The sequence below is a fragment of the Microbacterium sp. CFBP 8794 genome, from assembly GCF_014841235.1.
Classification (GTDB): domain Bacteria; phylum Actinomycetota; class Actinomycetes; order Actinomycetales; family Microbacteriaceae; genus Microbacterium.
Genome location: NZ_JACYTT010000004.1, coordinates 446,361 through 465,785 on the forward strand (window position 1 = coordinate 446,361; position 19,425 = coordinate 465,785).

At 69.7% G+C, this 19,425-nt stretch carries 13 protein-coding genes and 1 pseudogene; 4 read left to right on the forward strand and 10 right to left on the reverse strand.

All coding sequences use genetic code 11. The features are described 5' to 3' along the window. Nucleotides 1–47 precede the first annotated feature (47 nt). On the forward strand, nt 48–1,517 hold the full coding sequence (locus tag IFU19_RS13025) for an MFS transporter (RefSeq protein ID WP_192014299.1): 1,470 nt from the start codon (nt 48–50) through the stop codon (nt 1,515–1,517). 98 nt (nt 1,518–1,615) lie between these two features. On the opposite strand, the gene IFU19_RS13030 is transcribed toward IFU19_RS13025, so the two are convergent. The 3 genes from IFU19_RS13030 to IFU19_RS13040 form a co-directional block, all read right to left on the reverse strand. Continuing rightward, nucleotides 1,616–3,565: a helicase HerA-like domain-containing protein gene (locus tag IFU19_RS13030; protein WP_192014301.1), complete on the reverse strand. Its 1,950-nt coding sequence runs from the start codon at nt 3,563–3,565 to the stop codon at nt 1,616–1,618. 10 nt (nt 3,566–3,575) lie between these two features. Further along, complete coding sequence (locus IFU19_RS13035; RefSeq protein ID WP_055838786.1) at nt 3,576–4,277, reverse strand: phosphatase PAP2 family protein; 702 nt, start codon at nt 4,275–4,277, stop codon at nt 3,576–3,578. Nucleotides 4,278–4,373: 96 nt separating this feature from the next. After that, complete coding sequence (locus IFU19_RS13040) at nt 4,374–5,711, reverse strand: multidrug effflux MFS transporter (RefSeq protein WP_191915955.1); 1,338 nt, start codon at nt 5,709–5,711, stop codon at nt 4,374–4,376. 232 nt (nt 5,712–5,943) lie between these two features. Here IFU19_RS13040 and IFU19_RS13045 point away from each other — a divergent pair, with 232 nt between their 5' ends. Beyond that, nucleotides 5,944–6,651: a DUF3105 domain-containing protein gene (locus tag IFU19_RS13045; RefSeq protein WP_055838789.1), complete on the forward strand. Its 708-nt coding sequence runs from the start codon at nt 5,944–5,946 to the stop codon at nt 6,649–6,651. Continuing rightward, entirely contained in the window at nt 6,651–7,322 is a 672-nt protein-coding gene (locus IFU19_RS13050) for a DUF305 domain-containing protein (RefSeq protein ID WP_192014304.1), read from the forward strand. The genes IFU19_RS13045 and IFU19_RS13050 overlap by 1 nt, the downstream gene beginning before the upstream one ends. 476 nt (nt 7,323–7,798) lie before the next feature. On the opposite strand, the gene IFU19_RS13055 is transcribed toward IFU19_RS13050, so the two are convergent. The 3 genes from IFU19_RS13055 to IFU19_RS13065 form a co-directional block, all read right to left on the reverse strand. Then, nucleotides 7,799–8,776 carry a carbohydrate ABC transporter permease gene (locus IFU19_RS13055; protein ID WP_070409421.1) on the reverse strand — a complete coding sequence of 326 codons (978 nt, stop codon included), beginning with the start codon at nt 8,774–8,776 and terminating at the stop codon, nt 7,799–7,801. Further along, complete coding sequence (locus IFU19_RS13060; RefSeq protein ID WP_055839543.1) at nt 8,773–9,969, reverse strand: carbohydrate ABC transporter permease; 1,197 nt, start codon at nt 9,967–9,969, stop codon at nt 8,773–8,775. Before IFU19_RS13060 ends, IFU19_RS13055 begins: the two co-directional genes overlap by 4 nt. A gap of 277 nt (nt 9,970–10,246) precedes the next feature. Beyond that, nucleotides 10,247–11,578: an ABC transporter substrate-binding protein gene (locus IFU19_RS13065; RefSeq protein WP_055838797.1), complete on the reverse strand. Its 1,332-nt coding sequence runs from the start codon at nt 11,576–11,578 to the stop codon at nt 10,247–10,249. 238 nt (nt 11,579–11,816) lie between these two features. On the opposite strand from IFU19_RS13065, the gene IFU19_RS13070 reads away from it, so the two are divergent. Continuing rightward, entirely contained in the window at nt 11,817–12,827 is a 1,011-nt protein-coding gene (locus IFU19_RS13070) for a LacI family DNA-binding transcriptional regulator (protein ID WP_055938591.1), read from the forward strand. A gap of 51 nt (nt 12,828–12,878) precedes the next feature. Here the strand turns inward: IFU19_RS13070 and IFU19_RS13075 are convergent, their stop codons facing one another. The 4 genes and pseudogenes from IFU19_RS13075 to IFU19_RS13090 form a co-directional block, all read right to left on the reverse strand. After that, nucleotides 12,879–17,087, reverse strand: a complete 4,209-nt coding sequence (locus IFU19_RS13075) for an ExeM/NucH family extracellular endonuclease (protein WP_249405452.1) — start codon at nt 17,085–17,087, stop codon at nt 12,879–12,881. A 152-nt stretch (nt 17,088–17,239) separates the two neighbouring features. After that, nucleotides 17,240–17,582, reverse strand: a pseudogene (rplL, locus tag IFU19_RS13080) (50S ribosomal protein L7/L12); the annotation flags it as partial. Between the two features lie 38 nt (nt 17,583–17,620). After that, complete coding sequence (gene rplJ, locus IFU19_RS13085) at nt 17,621–18,136, reverse strand: 50S ribosomal protein L10 (protein WP_055838805.1); 516 nt, start codon at nt 18,134–18,136, stop codon at nt 17,621–17,623. Between the two features lie 431 nt (nt 18,137–18,567). Next, nucleotides 18,568–19,419: a hypothetical protein gene (locus IFU19_RS13090; protein WP_192014306.1), complete on the reverse strand. Its 852-nt coding sequence runs from the start codon at nt 19,417–19,419 to the stop codon at nt 18,568–18,570. Between the last annotated feature and the right edge of the window lie 6 nt (nt 19,420–19,425).

The following is a 19,425-nucleotide window of genomic DNA, read 5'->3' on the forward strand; positions in this document are numbered from 1 at the left end:
CAGCGCCCGGACTGGAAACGAAAGCCGATCCGAGTGAAGCTGGATCGATGAACGAGAAACCCCCCTCGGCATCCGAAGCCGCGCGGCTCGAGGTCGACGACGTGATCGTCATCGACAAGAAGCGCGTCCGCACCGCCATCGGCGGCACCGTCGTCGGCAACTTCATGGAGTGGTTCGACTTCGGTATCTACGGCTACCTCGCCGTCACGCTCACCGTCGTCTTCGCCTCCGACGTCCCCGCCCCCTGGAACCTGCTGGTCACGCTCCTCGGCTTCGCCATCTCCTTCCTCGTCCGCCCCTTCGGCGGTTTCGTGCTCGGCCCGCTGGGCGACCGCATCGGCCGCCAGAAAGTGCTGTTCCTCACGATGGCGATGATGGCCGCGGCCACCGCGCTCATCGGCATCCTCCCCACCTCCGCGCAGATCGGACTGTGGGCGATCGTCCCCCTGTACCTGCTCAAGATGGTGCAGGGCTTCTCGACCGGCGGCGAGTACGCCGGGGCGACCACCTATGTCTCGGAGTTCTCGCCCGACCGCCGGCGCGGATTCTGGTCGTCGTGGCTCGATGTCGGGTCGTACGTCGGCTTCGCCGCCGGCGCCTCGGCCGTGGCGATCACCACCGCGATCACCACGTCGATCTCGGGTGAGAACGCCATGGTCGACTACGGATGGCGCATCCCGTTCCTGTTGGCGATCCCGCTCGGAATCGTCGCGATCTACTTCCGTCTGCGCATTCCCGAGACGCCCGCCTTCGAGCACACCGGCTCGGCCGAGATCGATGCGGACGACCCGATGGCCCGCCAGGGTCTGATCGGCATCGTGCGGCACCACTGGAGGGCGCTCCTGATCGGTATCGCCCTCGTCGCCGCCACCAACACCGCCGGATACGCCCTCACCAGCTACATGCCGACCTACCTCGAGAAAGAGGTGGGCGTATCCAACCTGTCGGCCGCGGTGGCGACCGTGCCGGTTCTGCTGGTCATGTCGGCAGCCCTCCCCCTGATCGGTCGCCTGAGCGATCGGATCGGCCGCAAGCCCGTGTACGCCATCGCCGCGGGGTCCGCCCTGGTGCTGCTGGTTCCGGCGTTCCTCATCATGCAGATCGGTGAGCTGTGGGCGGTGATGATCGCCCTGTGCATGGCGGCGGTGCCGGTGGCGTTCTACGTCGCCATCTCGGCATCCGCTCTGCCGGCCCTGTTCCCCACCGCGTCGCGGTTCGGGGCGATGGCCGTCGCCTACAACATCGCCGTGTCGCTGTTCGGCGGCACCACCCCGCTGTTCAGTCAGGCGCTCATCGACCTGACCGGCAACACCCTCATGCCGGCGTTCTACATCATGTTCTTCGCCGCTCTGGGGCTGGTCGCCCTTCTCTCCATGCGCGAGACGGCCCGCCGACCGCTGCTCGGATCGATGCCCACCGTCGAGACCACGGCCGAGGCCGAGGCCCTCGTCGAGCGTCAGGACGACGACCCGCTCATCGACACCTCGACCATGCCGCTGCAGATCCGCCGCTCGTAGCCGCACCGGAACGGGGAGGGATGCCGGAGGTCACGGCATCCCTCCCCGTTCCGCTCTTCCCGGGTCGGTGGCACGACGCCGCTCGACCGGGCACACGCTCAGCGCCGACGCCCGTTGCCGAACAGTCCGCGGATGACCCCCGACACGATGCTCTTCGTCGCCCCGCGCCCCAGCAGATCGTCGAGAGGCGCCGTCGGGGCGCTCGCCCGACGGCGCGGGGCCGCGGTGGTCTTGAGGATCCCGTCGTACTCGCGCTGCGCCTTCTTCTGCGCGTCGGCGCGGGCCTTGTCGATAGCGGCCTTCTGTTTCTCGAACTCGGCCTCGTCGGCGGCGGCCTTCTTCGCCCGCTCGATGGCCTCCTGCGCGTCGGTCGCGGCCTGCAGGCGCGCGCCGAGGATCTCGCGCGCCGACTCGGGGTCGACGGGAGTGCCGTAGGTCGGGAAGAGGGGCGATGCCGAGACCGCTGCGGCCATCGCGTCGGCGCTGATCGGCGCCATCGACGCACTCGGGGCGAACAGGCGTGTCCAGGCGACCGGGGTGGGAGCCCCGCGCTCGCTCATGACGGTGACGATCGCTTCGCCCGTGCCGAGCTCTTGCAGCACCCGTTCGAGGTCGTAGCCCGAGTCGGGGTACGTGCGCACCGAGGCCCGCAGCGCTGTCGCGTCGTCGGGGGTGAAGGCCCGCAGGGCGTGCTGCACACGCGAGCCGAGCTGGGCGAGCACGTCACCGGGAACGTCCTTCGGCGTCTGGGTCACGAAGAAGACGCCGACGCCCTTCGAGCGGATCAGCCGCACCGTCTGGGTGATCGCGGCGAGGAACGCCTTCGACGCGTCGCGGAACAGCAGGTGCGCCTCGTCGAAGAAGAACACGAGTTTGGGCTTGTCGAGGTCGCCGACCTCGGGGAGCGTCTCGTACAGCTCCGCGAGCAGATACATGAGGAACGTCGAGTACAGCTCGGGTCGCGCGGCCACGTTGGGCACTTCGAGCAGGCTCACGATGCCTGCACCCGTGGCATCGGTGCGCAGGAACACGCTCACGTCGAGCTCCGGCTCGCCGAAGAAGGTCTCGGCGCCCGCCGCGGCGAACGCGACGAGCTCGCGCAGGATCACGCCCGCCGTCGCGGCCGACAACCCGCCGATGCCCTTCAGCTCGGCCTTGCCCTCGTCTGCGGTCAGATGGAGCAGCACCGCCCGCAGATCGGACAGGTCGACGAGGGCGAGCCCCTTCTCGTCGGCGTAGTGGAACACCAGTCCCAGGCTCGACTCCTGCGTCGCGTTCAGGCCCAGCACCCGGCTGAGCAGCAGCGGCCCGAAGCCCGAGACCGTCGCCCGCACGGGGATGCCCGCGCCCACGTCGTCGCCGAGCGCGAAGAACTCCGTCGGGAACGCCCGCGCCGACCAGTCCTGGCCGAGGGCGGCGGTCCGCGCGGCGAGCTTCTCGCTCGGCGTCCCGGGGGCGGCCAGACCCGAGAGGTCGCCCTTGATGTCGGCGGCGAACACGGGCACCCCGTTCTCGGACAGCTGCTCGGCGAGCACCTGCAGGGTGCGCGTCTTACCCGTGCCGGTGGCGCCGGCGACCAGGCCGTGGCGGTTGGTCATCGCCAGCGGAATGCGTACGGGAACGGATGCCACCGGCCCGCCGTTCATCAGCACGCCGAGGTCGAGGGTCGCGCCGTCGGCGGTGTAGCCCGCGGCGACGGCGGCGATCTGGGCGTCGGACAGCGGCCCCGACGCGGCGGATCCGACCGAGGTGTCTGCGGGCGGAGCGGTGCGGGGCGACGCGGACGGGTCGGACTGCCCGGTCGCCGCAGACCCGGCCGGAGCGGGTACGGTCGTCGTCGGCACGACCTCGGGCGCCGCCGCGGGCTCCCCCACCGGCCGCGCCGCCGCCGCCCGCGCACGGGCAGCCGCCGCCTCGGCCGCGGCCAGGTCGGCGCGCGCACGGGCGAGTCGCAGCTCGGCCTCGGCGGCATCGGCCTCGGCCCTCAGACGGGCGACCTCGGCGTCGGCGTCGGAGATAGCGGGGGTCTCGTCGGCGGCGGCGCTCATGCGCGTCAGCCTACGACGCGCCCCGCGTCCCGGCATCCGCCCGGCGCGCGCGTCTCATCACGAGCCGGTCGGCGTCGCGGTACCGCAACCGCGAGAACGCGGCAGCCAGGATGAGCGCCGCCCCCGCTCCCACCAGCGCGCCGCCCAGGGTGTCCGACAGCCAGTGCGCGTGCAGGTAGGTGCGGCTGAACGCCATCAGCACGATCCAGGCCACGCCCACCACACGCACCCACGCGTGGGGGAAGATCACCGCGGCGACGACCGCGATCGTCGCGGCGTTCGCAGTATGACCCGAGGGGAAGGAGCCGTAGTCGCTGAGGATGAGGATGTCTTCGGGACGGGCGCGACCGAAGGTCTGTTTGAGCACCTGGACGAACAAGGCGCTGCCCGCGGACGCGGTCAGGAAGTACAGCGCCGACCATCGCCGCCGCGACAGGAAGAGCGCGAGCGCCCCTCCGAGCGGAATGATCAGCACCGCGGTGAGGTGACCGCCCACCTGGTCCATCGCGAGCGCGAAGACGAACAGCGGCTGCGACGGCGCCGCCGCGAACAACTGGTTCCACCAGACGTCCACCGCGAACGGGCTCGGGCCGCGGAAGTACACCCACGCCCCCAGGCCGCACGCCACAGCCACCAGCACCACTCCGACGACGGCGCGGAACCGCTGCGGGCGCGCATCGAGAACGGGGTCGTCGGTCGCAGCGGCATCCATTGACCCATGATGCCGCTCGCCGAGGCCCCGCGGAACACCGACGCCCGCTCTGCTACTGTTCGCGGCCGCCGGTGTCGGCGGGGTGTCGCCGGGAGGTCAGGGCGCGAGGCGCTCGACCGTGCGCGGGCGCACGAGCACCCAGAGCGAGATCACGCCGATGACCGCGCACCCGAGCATCACGGATGCCATGGTCGTGGCGGTGATGCCCGATCCGGTGGCCAGCAGCCCGACGAGGGGCGAGATGATGCCGGCGATGCCGAAGTTGGCCGCGCCGATGATCGATTGCGCCGTCCCCGCGGCCTTGCCGTGCCGGTCGAGGGCGAGCACCTGCGCGCACGGGAAGGTGAAGCCGCACGCGGTCATGAAGAAGAACAGGGGCACGATGGTCCCCCACAGTCCCAGTCCCAACTGGTCGGTCACCACGATGGCACCCCCGGCGAGCACGAGCACCGCGGTCGAGAAGGCCATCACCCACTGGGGGCCGAAGCGGGCCGCGAGACGTGACGCGACCTGCACGCCGACGACCACGCCGACCGAGTTGGCCGCGAACAGCACGCCGTACAGCTGGGCGTTGAAGCCGTAGGTCACCTGGAACAGGAACGACGACGCCGAGAGGTACGAGAACAGACCGCTGAAGGTCATCGCCCCGATGATCAGCACGCCGATGAAGACGCGGTCGCGGAAGACGCTCGCGTACCGCTGCCACACCGTGGTGGCTCCCGGGCCGCCGCGGCGGGCCGCCGGAAGGGTCTCGGGCACGAACAGGATGGCCGACACGAGCATGACCGCGCCGTACACGGCGAGCACGACGAAGATGCCCCGCCAGTTCATCACCAGCAGCAGCGCGGAACCCGCGAGCGGAGCCAGCACGGGTGCGACGCCCGACACCATCGCCATGCGCGAGAGCATGACCACCAGGCGGCGCCCCCCGAAGAGGTCGCGGATGATCGCCGCGGCGACGACACCGCCGGCGGCGGCTCCCGCGCCCATCAGCACGCGCGCGATCGAGAGCGTCTCGAGCGTCGGCGCGAGGGCGGCGAAGATGCTCGCGGCCACGTGCAGGGCGGTCACCGACAGCAGGGGAAGACGGCGCCCGACCTTGTCGCTGAGGGGCCCGACGATCAGCTGGCCGAGGGCGAAGCCGATCATCGTGCCCGTGAGGGTCAGCTGGATCGCCGCCGCCGAGGTCTGGAAGTCGGCCTCGAGAACCGGGAACGCCGGCAGGTAGAGGTCGATGGTGAACGGGCCGAGTGCCGTCAGTGCGCCGAGCACGATGATGTACAGCACGCGGCGCGACGCGGGGATCGCGTCGCCCGGGTGCAGCACGATCGGTGCGGTGGCGGGGTTCTTGCCCAGCGCGCGGATGGCGCCGGTGGGGGTCTGCGCGGCGGCAGCCGCTGCGGGGATCACGGGGTGGGAAGCAGTATCGAGCACGCGTCAGTTTCGTTTCGCAACACGGACAGCCCGAACGAGTCGGGCTGAGAAAAAAAGGGGGGATCGTCGAACCTCGAATCGATTCGACGTCGTTAATACTAGCGTCCCACCCCATGCGCCACCATCCCGGCTCGCGGGTTCCTCCCAGGCCACCGGCCCATTCACCCGAATAGGCTGGGATCGTCGGCGCATGCCGATGTGTCCCGCCCCGAAGAGAGACAGAACACAGCGCATGACTTCCCCCTCCGACAAGCGCGCGAGCGGCAACCCCGCGAAGCAGGCCGACATCGACCTCACCGTCAAGCAGCAGCGCGAGCAGAAGCGGCAGCAGAAGCTCGCCGAATACCAGAAGCAGATGGCGCGCCGAAAGCGCGGGAAGCTGGTCTGGTGGGTCGTCGGTTCCACGGCGGCCCTCGCGGTGATCGGCCTGGTCGTGGCATCCTTCGCCTTCGCCCCCGAGCCCCCCACGAGCTACCAGGCCGGCAACAGCACCGGGCGCGAGATCGACGGGGTGCAGACCTTCGAGAACCGCTCCGATCACGTGCAAGATGCGGTCACGTACGACCAGACCCCTCCCGCCGGCGGCCCGCACAACCCGATCTGGCTCAACTGCGGCGTCTACACCGAGCCCCAGCAGAACGAGAACGCCGTGCACTCGATGGAGCACGGCGCCATCTGGGTCACCTACGACCCCGCCCGCGTGGACGAGGCCGGCATCGACGCCCTGAAGGCGGTTCTGCCCTCGAGCTACGCGATCCTCTCGCCGTACCCCGACATGGACACCCCCGTCGCCGTCAGCGCCTGGAACCACCAGCTGAAGCTCGACGATCCGAGCGACCCGCGCATCGGGGAGTTCTTCACTGAGTTCTGGCGCAGCCAGAACGCCCCCGAGCCGAACGCCGCGTGCTCGGGAGGCGTGGAAGGTCCGGGCAAGGCCTGATGACCGACGACGCCCCGGTCGCACGCCCCGCGGTCCGGTGGGCCGTCGTCGCCCTCATCGCCGTGGCGGTCGTCGCCGTGGCCTTCGCGATCGGACGCTTCACGGCGTTCGGCGCGACGGCCGCGCCGGCGCACCCTTCGACGACCTCCGCCGACGCCGGCTTCGCCCGCGACATGCAGGTGCACCATACCCAGGCGGTCCTCATGGCCATGGAGATCTACCGCAAGACCGCCGACGACGAGTTGCGCGCCCTCTCGTACGACATCGCGACCACGCAGTCCGGTCAGCGGGGCGAGATGTACGGCTGGCTCGTCGAGTGGGGTCTACCCCAAGCCTCGGATCAGCCGCTGATGACGTGGATGGAGAAGTCGGGCGAGCACAGCCACGGCGACACCTCCGCCCTCACGCAGGAGCAGCTGCTCGGCGAGATGGGCATGGCCACCGACGCGCAGCTCGACCGACTCCGCACCCTCGAGGGGCAGCCCGCCGACTGCCTATTCCTCGAGCTGATGATCCGCCACCACCAGGGCGCGATCCCCATGGCCGAGGCCATCATCGAGCTCGGTGACGAGCCCCGCGTGGCCGAGGTGGCCGGCACGATCGTGAGCGGTCAGTCCGCCGAGATCGACGCGATGCGCGACATCCAGTCACGCCTCGGCTGCAGCGCCTGACGCACGGCCGTCCGTCGGCCTGCGCCGCGCCGCGATCGGCAGCGGACACCGCGTGCGCACGGTGTTCCCGCCGCTCCCGGTCGGTTCCGTTTCCGTCCGCCGCCGCGCCGCCCTGCCGCGCCGCAGCCCCGCGCCGCAGCCCCGCGCGCGGCCCCGCGCAGCCGAGCCGGGCAGCCGCGCCTCGGGACACCCCGCCCAGCGCCATAAACGCTGTTCCTGCGCATAAACGCTTCGTCACCGCGTTTATGCGGAGGATCAGCGTTTACGCGGAGGGCGGGGAGGGCGGCGCGGCGAGCAGCGACGGCGGGCGGCGCGCAACGGCGCGCAGCAAACGGCGCGCAGCGGGCGGCAGGCGGCCGAGCCGGCCTCCCTCGATGGCCCGCGGTGACGGAGCGCGCCAACGGCACGGCATCCGCTCGAACGCCGAAGGGGCGCGACACCCGAATGGATGCCGCGCCCCTTCGCTGGAGTCGGGCTCAGCCCTTCGTCGCACCTGCCAGCAGGCCGCGCACGAAGAAGCGCTGCAGCAGGAAGAACACCAGCAGCGGAACGAGGATCGAGATGAACGTTCCCGCCGACTGCAGGAACCACTGGTCGCCCCAGGTGCCCGACAGCGAGTTCAACGATTGCGTCAGAGGCAGAGAGGACGATGGCGCGAAGATCGTCGCCACCAGCAGGTCGTTCCACACCCAGATGAACTCGAGCACCGCGAACGACGCCAGCGCGGGAGCAGCCAGCGGCAGGATCAGGCGGAAGAAGATCTGCCCGTGTCCGGCACCGTCGACGCGAGCCGCCTCGATGACCTCACCCGGGATCTCGGCGATGAAGTTGTGCAGCAGGAAGATCGCCAGGGGCATCGCGAAGATCACGTGCGCGATCCACACGGTGGCGAAGCTGTGCTCCACCCCGCGAAGGTCGAAGCCCGGGAAGATCGTGACCTCGTTGATCGTCAGTCCGCGCGAGAACAGTGTCAGCAGCGGCACGAGAGCCATCTGCAGCGGCACGATCTGCAACGCGAAGATGAAGATGAAGAAGAAGTTGCGGCCCTTGAAGTCGATCCACGCGAAGGCGTAGGCGATGAGCGACGCGATCGCGAGGGCGAACAGCACCACCGGGATCGTGATCGCCAGCGAGTTCAGGAACGACGACGCCAGCGTCAGGGCGGTACCGCCCGAGGTCAGCGCGAGCCGGTAGTTCTCGAGCGTGAAGCTGGGGTCGGTGAACACCGTCCACCAACCGGTCGACTGCGTGTCGGAGCCGGGGCGGAACGACGTGATGAACAGGCCGAACGTCGGGATCGTCCAGAAGAACGCGATGACGACGGCCGCGATCGTCGCGCCCTTGGACGTGAGGCGCTTCTGCGCCGTCTTCTCGTGCCGGCGCGTGTCGCGCTCGACCTGGCGGGCCGAACGTGAATCGACGATCGGCTCGACGACATCTACTCCGATGGTCATCGCACTTCCCTCTGCTTCCGGATCTGGCGCACGTTGAAGATGATCAGCGGCAGCACGAAGAGGAACAGCACCACGGCCAGCGCCGCGGAGTGGCCGTAGCTCTGGAACCGCTGCTGCTGGTTGACCATCTCGAAGGCGAGGACGGTCGAGTCGTTGCGTCCACCGGTCATGACCGCGACGATGTCGTAGATCTTGAGCGCACCGATGGCGATCGTGGTCAGCACCACGATCAGCGACGAACGGATGCCGGGGACGGTGACGTTGATGAACCGCTCCCAGGCACTCGCGCCGTCGAGCTCTGCCGCTTCCATCTGCTCCGTCGGAACGGCCTTGATGGCCGCCGAGAGGATGACCATGGCCAGGCCTGTCTGGCTCCAGATGAAGACCACGACCAGCAGCAGGGTGTTGATCAGCGGCGCCGCCGACAGCCACGACACCGGCTGCCCACCGAACGCCGTGACGATGGCGTTCAAGATGCCGATCTGGTTGTCCTGGCGGAAGTCGTAGACGAACTTCCAGATGATGCCGGCACCGACGAACGAGATGGCGAACGGCATGAAGATGAGGACCTTGAGGTACTTCTCACCGGCCGCTCGGTCGATGAAGACCGCGTATGCGAGGCCGATGGCCGTCGCGATGGTCGGCGCCAGCAGCACCCAGATGAGGGTGTTGATGACCGACCAGAAGCCCTCGGGGTTCGTGAAGGTCCAGATGTAGTTCTCGAACCCGACGAAGTTGTCACCGGTCTTGTCGAAGAACGACTGGAAGAACGTGGTGATCGCGGGGTAGACGAGCCCCAGCAGCAGCAGGATCGACGCCGGGGCGGCGAACAGGATGAGCTGGAATAGGTACCCGGCCCCCTGACGCGACCGGTAGTCCGCGTAGAAGAGCACGGCGCCGAGCAGCACCGCGATGCCGAGCACGTAGATCACGGCGTTCTGGTACGGACGCAGCAGCATGAAGGCGATCACCGGGATGGCGAAGCACGCCACCAGGCGGAGCCAGAAGTAGCCCTTGCCCGCGCGTGGCGCGTACTCGATGAGCAGCAGCAGCAGTCCGACGACGACGCCGAAGGCGAGGAGGACCAGCGGGATCTGCGCGAGCGGGTTGAGTCCGCCCAGCCAGGTGAAGAAGCTGTTGAGCGAGAAGCCCAGGGTGGTGGGTCGCGTCTCCGCCGCGGGCCGCGTCACCATGAAGAGGAAGAGCGCCACCGCCAGGATGAGGGCGACGGAGACCACGATGACCGTGGTCCGGTGATTGTGCGCGGAGCCGCGCGACGGTGTCGCTTTCGTCCGGCCCGCCGGCGAGGCCGCCGGCGCCTTCTCCGCGTTTTTGATATCGGTCATGACTTCCCTCCCGAACACGCCTTCGTGCTCATCGATTGACGCCCGAGCGAGAGGGCGATGATGAAGGACGGGACCGGATGGGCCGCCCGCATCGCGGACGGCCCATCGGTCTCGTCAGGAACGGCTAGTTGTCGTAGCCGGCCTGGATGTTGCTGAGCACCTCGTCGGTGGGCGTGCCGTCGATCCAGCTGACCATGCCCTTCCAGAACGAACCCGAACCGACGGTGGCCGGCATGAGGTCGGACGCGTCGAAACGCAGCGTGGTGTTCGGGTCCTGCAGCGTCTTCATCGCCTCGGTGAGGAACTCGCTGGAGGCGAGCGACGGGTCGGCGCCCTTGTTGGCCGAGATGACGCCGCCGAGCTTGACGCGGGCATCGGCGAACTCGGGGGTCGACATGAACTCGGCGACCTTCTGAACGCTCTCGTCGTCGGAGAAGGCCGCGACGAACTCGCCGCCACCCTCGACCGCCAGCTCGCCTTCCTTCACGCCCGGGAGCAGGAACGCGTACACGTCGCCGTCGGGGGCGATCGTGGGGGTCTCGCCCGCCGCGTTCGTGACCGTGAGGAAGTTCGCCGAGAGGAACGACGCCTGGTGGGTCATCGCGCAGCTGCCGTCGGCCACCTTGGCGGCGACGTCGGCGAACGCGGTCGAGTTGATGCTCTTGACGTCACCGAAACCGGCGTTGACGTACGACGGGTTGAGCAGGATCGAGCCGACGGCGTCGAAGGCGTCCTTGATCTGCGGGTCGGTGAATTTGACCTCGTTCGCCACCCACTGGTCGTACACGTCGGGGCCGGACTGACGCAGGACCATGTCCTCGATCCAGTCCGTTCCGGGCCAGCCAGATGCGGCGTCCGAGGCGAAGCCCGCGCACCAGGGTGCGGAGCCCGACTTCTGCTGGATGGTCTGCGTGAGCGTGAGCAGCTCGTCGAACGTCTTGGGAACCTCGACGCCCCACTCCTTGAACTTCGCCGGCGAGTACCAGACGTAGCCCTTGAGGTTGGCGAGCATGGGAGCGGCGTAGAACGTGCCGTCCTCGGTGCCGTAGGACTTCCAGTCCTCGCCCCAGTACTCGTCGACGTTGCTCGAGACGGCGTCGGACGCCTTCTGGACCTCGCCGGTGCCGATCAGGGTCTTGAGCAGACCCGGCTGCGGAACGATCGCGATGTCGGGGGCGTCGCCACCCGAGACCTTGGTCACGACGTTGCCTTCGAAGCTCTTGTCGCCGGTGTAGACGACCTTGATGCCCGTGTCCGCGGTGAACTGGTCGAAGCTCTGGTTCAGCGCGTCGGCCTCGGTGCCGGTGATGCCGCCGGAGATGCGGACGGTCGTCTCGCCCCCGGATCCGCTCCCGCCGCCGCTGCTGTCGCCTTCGGCGCAGCCCGCGAGAGCAATCGCACCGACCGCCAGCAGCCCGACGGGCGCCAGCAGGCGATACCGCTGTGACATACCCATGTGGTCTCTCCTCTTCGAGTTCAAATGGTGCATCGGAACCTGTCAGGAACCGATTCCAGATCACCGTAGGCGAGAACCCGACGAGACGCAACGCCGAAAGATCACGAACGCATAACTGGCGGAAAAACGCGAAGAACCGGGGGGAAGCATCGCGGGGAACCGGTTCCACAAAAGCGCGTTGTCGGATACTCTTCTTCGACGTCGACACCGATGTCGATCGGACCCCGAGGAACACACGATGAGCGGAATCGCCGATGTGGCACGCTTGGCCGGCGTGTCCAAGTCGACCGCCAGCCGAGCACTGACCGGCGGCGGCTACGTCTCCGACGACACGCGTCGGCGCGTCGCCGACGCCGCGGAGTCGCTCGGCTACGTCCCTTCCACGAGCGCCGTGAGTCTGGCGACCGGCCGCACGAGCACCATCGCCCTGATCGTGCCGAAGGTCAACCGCTGGTACTTCGGCGCGATCGTCGAGGGCGTCGAGCGCACCCTCATCCCCCGCGGGTACGACGTGACCCTGTACGTCGCCGAACCCGGATCGAACGACCGCGAGAGCCTGTACTCCACCTACCTCGCCCGAAAGCGCTTCGACGGCATCATCGCCGTCGCCCTCGAACCCGACGACGCCGATCTGGAACGCCTCGCGAACATCGGCAAACCCGTCGTGAGCATCGGCAACGCCCTCGCCGGGGTTCCCACCCTCGGCCTCGACAACATCGCCATCACGCGCATCATCACGCAGCACCTCATCGCCCTGGGACACACCGACATCGCGTTCGTCGGCAGCACGCCGCCCAGCGATGCCCCCGCGAAAGACGTCGACGAGCGTTCCATCGGCTACCGCAAGGCCATGAACGACCACGGACTCGCCGTTCGCATCCGCAACGTCCCGTCCACGCTGACCATCACCGATGCGTACGCGGCCGCCGCCTCGTTCCTCGCCGACGCCGCCTCCCGCCCCACGGGCGTCGTCGCCGCGTGCGACGAGGTCGCCATCGGCGTCATCATCGCCGCGCGTCGCATGGGCATCTCCGTTCCGACGCAGCTCAGCGTCGTCGGCATCGACGGCCACGACTACGCCGAGATGTTCGCCCTCACCACCGTCGAGCAGTTCCCGCTCGACCAGGGCGTCGAGGCGACGCGCATGCTGCTGTCGATGATCGAGGGCACCAGCGAGCCCCCGCGACGCACCGAGGCGGCGACCCGCCTGGTGGTGCGCTCCTCCACCGCTCCCCCGCGCCCCGCCTGACAGCACGGGACCCCGGATGCCGTGGCATCCGGGGTCCCGTGCTTCTTCGGCTCAGTCCGCCCGGCGCACTCCGCGACGACGCAGCACCACACCGATGCCCAGGAGCGCGAGGGCCGCCAGCACGCCGCCGCCCATCCACGCCGTGTCCGCACCGGTGCGCGGAAGCGACCCGGGAGCGCCGGGGCCGGCCTCACCACCGCCGGAGTCCCCCGGACCCGACGGCGCGTCATCGGCGCCGTCCACGACCCGCACGGGCACCGTGGCCGTCGAGCCCGAGGCCGTGACGAGGCGGATGCCGACCTCGGCGGGGGCGTCCACGGGCACCGTGAGGGTGACCTGGGCGACGCCGTCGCGGACGGGCACCGTCTGGGGTTCTCCCGCACCGACCGTCACCGTGGCCTCGGTGGCGGCGGGGCTGCCGAGCGAGGTCAGGTCGAGCCCCGAGACCGTGAACGACGTCTCGGCGCCGCGGACGACCTCGGTCGGCGCACCCGTCACCTCGACCGCGCGGGCACCGAAGTCGGGCGCGAGGCCCGGATGGGCCGACAGGTACGAGATCCAGCCGTCGCGGTCGATGAGACCCGAGTCGCGCGGCTCCGTGCCCTCGTCGAACACGGTGAACGCGTCACCGCCCTGCAGCAGGAAGCTGAACGAGCCGACGCGATACGACGCCGCGGGATCCACCGCGACATCGTCGACCCAGAGGCCCGAGATGCGCTGCCCCGGCGCCCGAGTGGCGTCGTAGGTGTAGCGCAGGTTCTCGGACACGCTCAGCGCCAGCGTCGCGGCACGGCCCGCTTCATCGCCCCACTGCTGCTCGAGCAGGCGGCGCAGCTGGTCGCCGGTGAGGGTGGTCGTGCCCAGGTTGTTCACGAACGGCAGCACCGCGTTCGCCTCGGCGAACGTGATCACGCCGTCGTCGCCGCGCAGCAGTTCGGCGCGCAGGCCGCCCGGGTTGACCACGGTGATGTCGGCCCCGCCGCGGGCGGGGTCGTCGAGCGTGTCGAGCAGCGCGTCGGCGACGAGGTTGCCGAGCGCGGACTGCTTCGACCGGTCGTCGCGCTGGCCGCCCGTGTACACGCCGTCGACGTACGCCCCGCCGAGGAAGGCGGTGGTGATGTCGGCCGTGACCGATCCCACCGGGCGCGAACCGACGAGGTCGGCCTCGGCCAGGGCACGGTCGACGATGTCGTCCACCTCGGCCACCCGCGGGTACGTCGCGATGAGGTCGGCGTCGAGCGCGGCGCTGTTCTCGGCGGTCTGCTCGGGGTCGTCCTCGACGATCTCGGCCGCCAGGCGCGGAACGTTGCGAGCCTCGTGGTCGACCACGTCGCCGCTCTCGCGATCGATCGTCAGCACGACCTGGCCGATGTTCTCGCCGTAGTTGCCGGTCTGCAGCACGGGACGCGTCCCGTCACCGCCGGGAACCGGGGCCTCCCACGCGTACTCCTCGTGCGTGTGGCCGGTGAAGATGGCATCCACGTCGGCATCGGTCTCGGTCACGATGCGGGCGAACGCCCCGCCCGCGGCGATCGCGTCGTCGAGGGTGGTGCCCGCCGCGTCGCCCTGGGCCGCGCCCTCGTGGAACTCGGCGACGAGCACGTCGACCTGATCGCGGATCTCGGCGACCACGCGGTTCACCTCGGCCACGGGCTCGCGGAACTCCAGGCCCTCGATCCCTCCGGGGCTGACGAGCGAGGCCGTCTCCTCGGTCACCGCGCCGACGACGCCGACGCGCAGTCCGTTCACCTCGACGATCTCGTAGCCGGGCAGCAGCGGTCGACCGTCCCGGTAGACGTTCGCCCCCAGGTACGGGAACGCGGAACGCTCGGTGACCCGGCCGGTCAGGTCGTCGATGCCCTTGTCGAACTCGTGGTTGCCGACGGCGGATGCCGCGAGCCCGAGCGCGTTGAGCACGTCGATCGTGGGCGCGTCGTCGGCGTTGGCCGAGGCGAAGAGCGACGCGCCGATGTTGTCACCGTTGGAGAGGAACAGCGACCGCTGCTCGCCCTTCTCGGCCCGCAGCTGCTCGATCGTGCCGGCGAACTTCACGGTGTTGGTGTCGATGCGCCCGTGGAAGTCGTTGATGTTGAGCAGGTTCAGCTCGGTCGTCCCCGACAGGTCGAGCCCGACGACCACGGGATCGTGGTCGCTGGAGCGGTAGGGGGACGCGTCGTAGAAGTTGCGCACATTGGCGTTGTACCGGCTGTACTCCAGCGCGAGAGCCTCACCGGCGTTGATGTTCCAGACGTCGGTGCCCGTGACGAGCTCCTGCGCGGCCGGAGACGCCAGCACGTGGTCGAGCGAGCCGGACTGACCGCTGAACGAGTACGTGTACTCACCGGTCGTGGACCCCAGATCGGCGTACCCCGCGTCGCGGAGCACCTGCATCGGGTCCTCCTGCGTGTACGCGTTGAAGTCGCCGAGCAGGAACACCTCGTCGACGCCGGTGTCCGCGGTGCGCGCGGCGGCGAAGTCGACGAGCGCCTGCGCCTGACGCACGCGGTCGCCGTTGAAGGCGCCCTGGTCGCCGTCGGCGTTGTCGCCCGAGGCTGCGGGATCGCTGTCGCTCTTCGACTTGAAGTGGTTCACGATCGCGAGGAACGACGCTTCGTCGTCGCCGGCGGCCGCGAAGGCCTGGGCCAGCGGCTGTCGCGCGTTGGCGAACGCGGGGTCGTCGAGGATGACGCTGTCGCCGACCGGCGCGACCGCCGCACGCTTGTAGATGAAGGCGGTGCGGATGACGTCCTCCGACGCCGGCAGCGCGGTCGGCGACGCGACGAACGCCCAGGCGTCCTCGCCCAGGTCGGCGTTGAGCGCCCCGACGAGGGTCGAGAGCGCCTCGTCACGGTCCTTCCCGAGAGCGGCGGAGTTCTCGATCTCTTCGAGCGAGACCACCTCCGCGTCGAGGGCGTTCAGGGCGGCGACGATCTTCGCCTGCTGGCGCTGGAGGTTCTCGTCGTTGGCCGCTCCGCGCGGGCCCGGCTCGGCGCAGCGGTTGGCCGTGATGGGGTTGCCCTCGCGGTCGGTGTAGACCGAGTCGCAGCCGACGTCTTCGGCGGTGGTGGTGAAGTAGTTCAGAACGTTGAAGCTGGCCACCTGCACGGTACCGCCGACGTCGGCGGGCCGCGCGGTGCGCGTGTTCTCGAAGGTCGCCGGCTGCACGTCGGCGGCGTTGTCGACGGTGAGCTGCCCGGTGGGCTGGAACTTCCACGCGCCGTTACGGAAGTCGAGCACGACAGGCCGGGTGAACGACGCCGGAGCGCCGACGCGCACGGGGTCGGTGAGCGACAGGTACGGCAGGGGCACATCGGTGGCCGAGCGCTGGAAGTTCAGCGACGCTCCGTCGTCGAGGACCACGGCGCGGGCGGCGTTGTCGGCCACGACGCCGTCGAACTCGGCGGTGCCCGGGCGCGCGACCTCGGTGGGGGCGAGCAGCGGAGTGGTGCCCGCGGCCAGGCCCACTTCGGCGTACTGGCCCGTGCTGTAGGTGTTGGTGACGGTGAAGTCGCCCTGGGGTGCCAGCAGCATCCCCTCGAGGCGCTCGCGCTCCTCGTCTGTCCGCGGCCACGCGACGGTCGCCGGGGTGACGGGCTCGGCCGCGTCGGTCAGCACCGTGACGAGGTCGGAGTCCGAGACGATCTGAGTGAGGCCGTTGTACTCGCTCGTGGTTCCGCTGACCTCGACGTGGTCACCGACCGCGACCTCGGCCACCGCGCGGGAGCCGTAGACGAAGATCGCATCGGATGCCGTGTGATCGGCGCCCAGGTCGCCACCGGTGCCCGCGGTCTGCAGGAAGAACCCGTCGTACCCGCCGGTCGGGTACGCGGCGGTCACGACGCCGCGCGTGGTGACGGACTGCCCGCCCCGCGGGGTGGTGTCGCCCTCGCCCTGGATGTCGCGGATGGCGGTGACCTCCGCCGCCGCGGCCGCTTCGGCGGCGGGGGTCTCGGCGGCGGGGGTCTCGGCAGCGGGGGGCTCGGTCGCGGCCGTCTCTTGCGTCGTCGGATCCGCCTGCGTGGGGGCGGGTGAGGCGGTCTGTGCGGTGTCCGGCTGCGGCATGACGTCGCCGGGGGCGGCGGTGTCCGGTGCGTCGGGGGCCGACGTCTCGACGACCGGCAGCGAAGGTGCCCCGGAGTCGATGGGGGCCGCCGAAGCAGCCGGGGCGACCAGGGCGGAACCCAGGAGGGCGGCGGCCACCGCCGCGCTCAGCGCGGTCGAGGTGCGGCCCGAGGGGCGCCGAGAAGGCATGGGGGACATGGGTCTCCTGCGAATCCGACGGTCATCGTCGGGTGGGGGGATCGACGGGGGGTCTCTTCGACCGTAGACGACCTCATCAGGAATTCCCAGGCTTCATTCGTTGCCATCGTGTGAACGGTGAAGCCGTCGGCGCGGCGCGTTTCCGACCGATNTGGCCTTCTCGGCGGTCTCCTTGTTCGCGCCCTCGAGCACGGCCTTGGGAGCACCATCGACGACGGCCTTGGCCTCGCCGAGGCCGAGCGAGGTGAGCTCGCGGACGACCTTGATGACCTGGATCTTCTTGTCGCCGGCGGCCTCGAGAACGACGTCGAACGAGTCCTTCTCCTCGACCTCTTCGGCGGGGGCAGCGCCACCGGCGGCGGGGCCGGCAGCCGCGACGGGGGCGGCAGCGGTGACGTCGAAGGTCTCCTCGAACGCCTTGACGAACTCGGACAGCTCGATGAGCGTGAGCTCCTTGAACGCCGCGAGAAGCTCTTCGGTGCTGAGCTTAGCCATGTTGTATCTCCTTGATCGGGTTAATCAGCCGGGCCGGGTCAGGCCGCGGTGTCCTGCTTCTCGCGCAGCGCGTCGACCGTGCGAACGGCCTTCGACGGAAGCGCCTGGAAGACGTATGCCGCCTTGGTCATCGTTGCCTTCATCGCACCGGCGAGCTTCGCCAGCAGGACTTCACGGCTTTCGAGATCGGCGAGCTTGTTGACCTCATCCGCGGTCAGAGCGGCGCCATCGAAGTAGCCGCCCTTCACCACGAGCTGAGGGTTAGCCTTGGCGAAGGCACGCAGGCCCTTCGCGACGGCGACGGGGTCGCCGTGCACGAACGCGATGGCAGACGGGCCCTTGAGCTCGTCATCCAGTCCCGTGACCCCCGCGTTTGCCGCGGCGATCTTGGTCAGCGTGTTCTTCACCACGGCGTAATCCGCGTCCTGACGGATGTCGTTGCGCAGCTGCTTGAGCTGGGCAACCGTCAGACCGCGGTACTCGGTCAGCAGAACGGCGGTCGAGTTCTCGAAATGCTTCGTGAGCTCGGCGACCGATGCATCCTTCTGCGCCATGGCCACTCCTTGTGTATACGAGGCGCTCCGCGATGACGGGGCGCCGGCCGAAGACACCGGGGTCTGGGCAAAAAAGAAGAGCTCCGGCGCAGGCGCACGGAGCTCGGATTCCCGATCGGGAGGAGTTCAAGTGACCTGCGTAGGTTCTCTGCTTCTCAGCAGACGCTTCGATCAGAATGCGAGCACTCCGATAACCGACGGTCTTTGGCTTGCCCCCACTATACCCGACGCCGGCCCCCTTCGCCAATCCGCCCGCCCGCCGCCCGCCCCGCCGCGCCGCGCCTCGCCTCGCTCGCCCCGCCCCGCCGGCCCGCCCGCCCGCCGCGCCCGCCCCGCGATGCCCGAGCGCCGATGACGCATTGCTTCGTCGAGGACGCATCCGATCGATGCCGAACCGATGCGTCCTCGACGAGCGAGTACGTCCTCGCCGATCATCTCGGCGGCCTCACCCCGAACGCCGCCAGGCGGGCGGCGAGCGCCTCCGGAGAGGCGATGTCGACGAAGCCGCCGCGACACAATCGCCATTGCGTGACACCGCGGATCCAGTCTTCGCGTCGCTTCTCGTCCAGGACGACGTCTTCGACGGAACGACCTCCGCGGAGGGAGGGGTCCCGATACTTCACCTCACCGTCGAACTCCCAGAACGTCCGCACGTCACGCAGCGCGATGTCGACGAAATACGCGGACCCCCGCGGGCCCTCCACCGCCACCTGCAGGTCGATGTCGCGGAAACCGAGCCGGTGCAGCTGCAGTCGACTCACGCTCTCACCCGGCAACTCCGCCCTTCCATCGGCGAACTCGATGACCCAGACGGCCTCGCGTACCCCGCGTCGACCCCGCCCGCTCACGACGCGCTCGCGCATGGCGTCACGCCAGAGGGTCTGCGCGTCGGAGTCGAACCGCCGGCCGTGCACAGCGACGAGACGAAGAGCCCCATCGGCGCAGCTCAACGCCACCTCCCGCGGCTCGGTGCAGGCGATGTCGAAGACCGTCCGCCCGAGCGAGGTGCAGCGGATCCCGTCGACGACGACGACATCCTGGGGGTCGAGGGCGCCTGTGTGCCGGCGCAGTGCCCGACCGCTCGGTGGATGGGCGGAGCGCGGAACCATCGCGTGCACGGGTCCGCCGCGGAAGCGGTAGAGCGGCAGACCGTGCAGAACGGCCGCCGAGAGGTGGGAGACCACCCCGCCGGCATCGCGCGCCCTGCGGACGGCGGCGAGGATCGCGAAGCGGTGGCGGTCGGCCGGCCGCACCGCGGTCCATTCGTCGCGGGCGATGTACACCCCGGG

Bases quoted from the DNA above. Each gene is read 5' to 3' on its own strand.
- rplJ (WP_055838805.1), bottom strand. From the start codon at position 18,136: ATGGCGCAGAAGGATGCATCGGTCGCCGAGCTCACGAAGCATTTCGAG.
- IFU19_RS13065 (WP_055838797.1), bottom strand. From the start codon at position 11,578: ATGGGTATGTCACAGCGGTATCGCCTGCTGGCGCCCGTCGGGCTGCTG.
- IFU19_RS13060 (WP_055839543.1), bottom strand. From the start codon at position 9,969: ATGGTGACGCGGCCCGCGGCGGAGACGCGACCCACCACCCTGGGCTTC.
- IFU19_RS13075 (WP_249405452.1), bottom strand. From the start codon at position 17,087: ATGTCCCCCATGCCTTCTCGGCGCCCCTCGGGCCGCACCTCGACCGCG.
- IFU19_RS13045 (WP_055838789.1), top strand. From the start codon at position 5,944: ATGACTTCCCCCTCCGACAAGCGCGCGAGCGGCAACCCCGCGAAGCAG.
- IFU19_RS13050 (WP_192014304.1), top strand. From the start codon at position 6,651: ATGACCGACGACGCCCCGGTCGCACGCCCCGCGGTCCGGTGGGCCGTC.
- IFU19_RS13070 (WP_055938591.1), top strand. From the start codon at position 11,817: ATGAGCGGAATCGCCGATGTGGCACGCTTGGCCGGCGTGTCCAAGTCG.
- IFU19_RS13025 (WP_192014299.1), top strand. From the start codon at position 48: ATGAACGAGAAACCCCCCTCGGCATCCGAAGCCGCGCGGCTCGAGGTC.
- IFU19_RS13030 (WP_192014301.1), bottom strand. From the start codon at position 3,565: ATGAGCGCCGCCGCCGACGAGACCCCCGCTATCTCCGACGCCGACGCC.
- IFU19_RS13055 (WP_070409421.1), bottom strand. From the start codon at position 8,776: ATGACCATCGGAGTAGATGTCGTCGAGCCGATCGTCGATTCACGTTCG.
- IFU19_RS13035 (WP_055838786.1), bottom strand. From the start codon at position 4,277: ATGGATGCCGCTGCGACCGACGACCCCGTTCTCGATGCGCGCCCGCAG.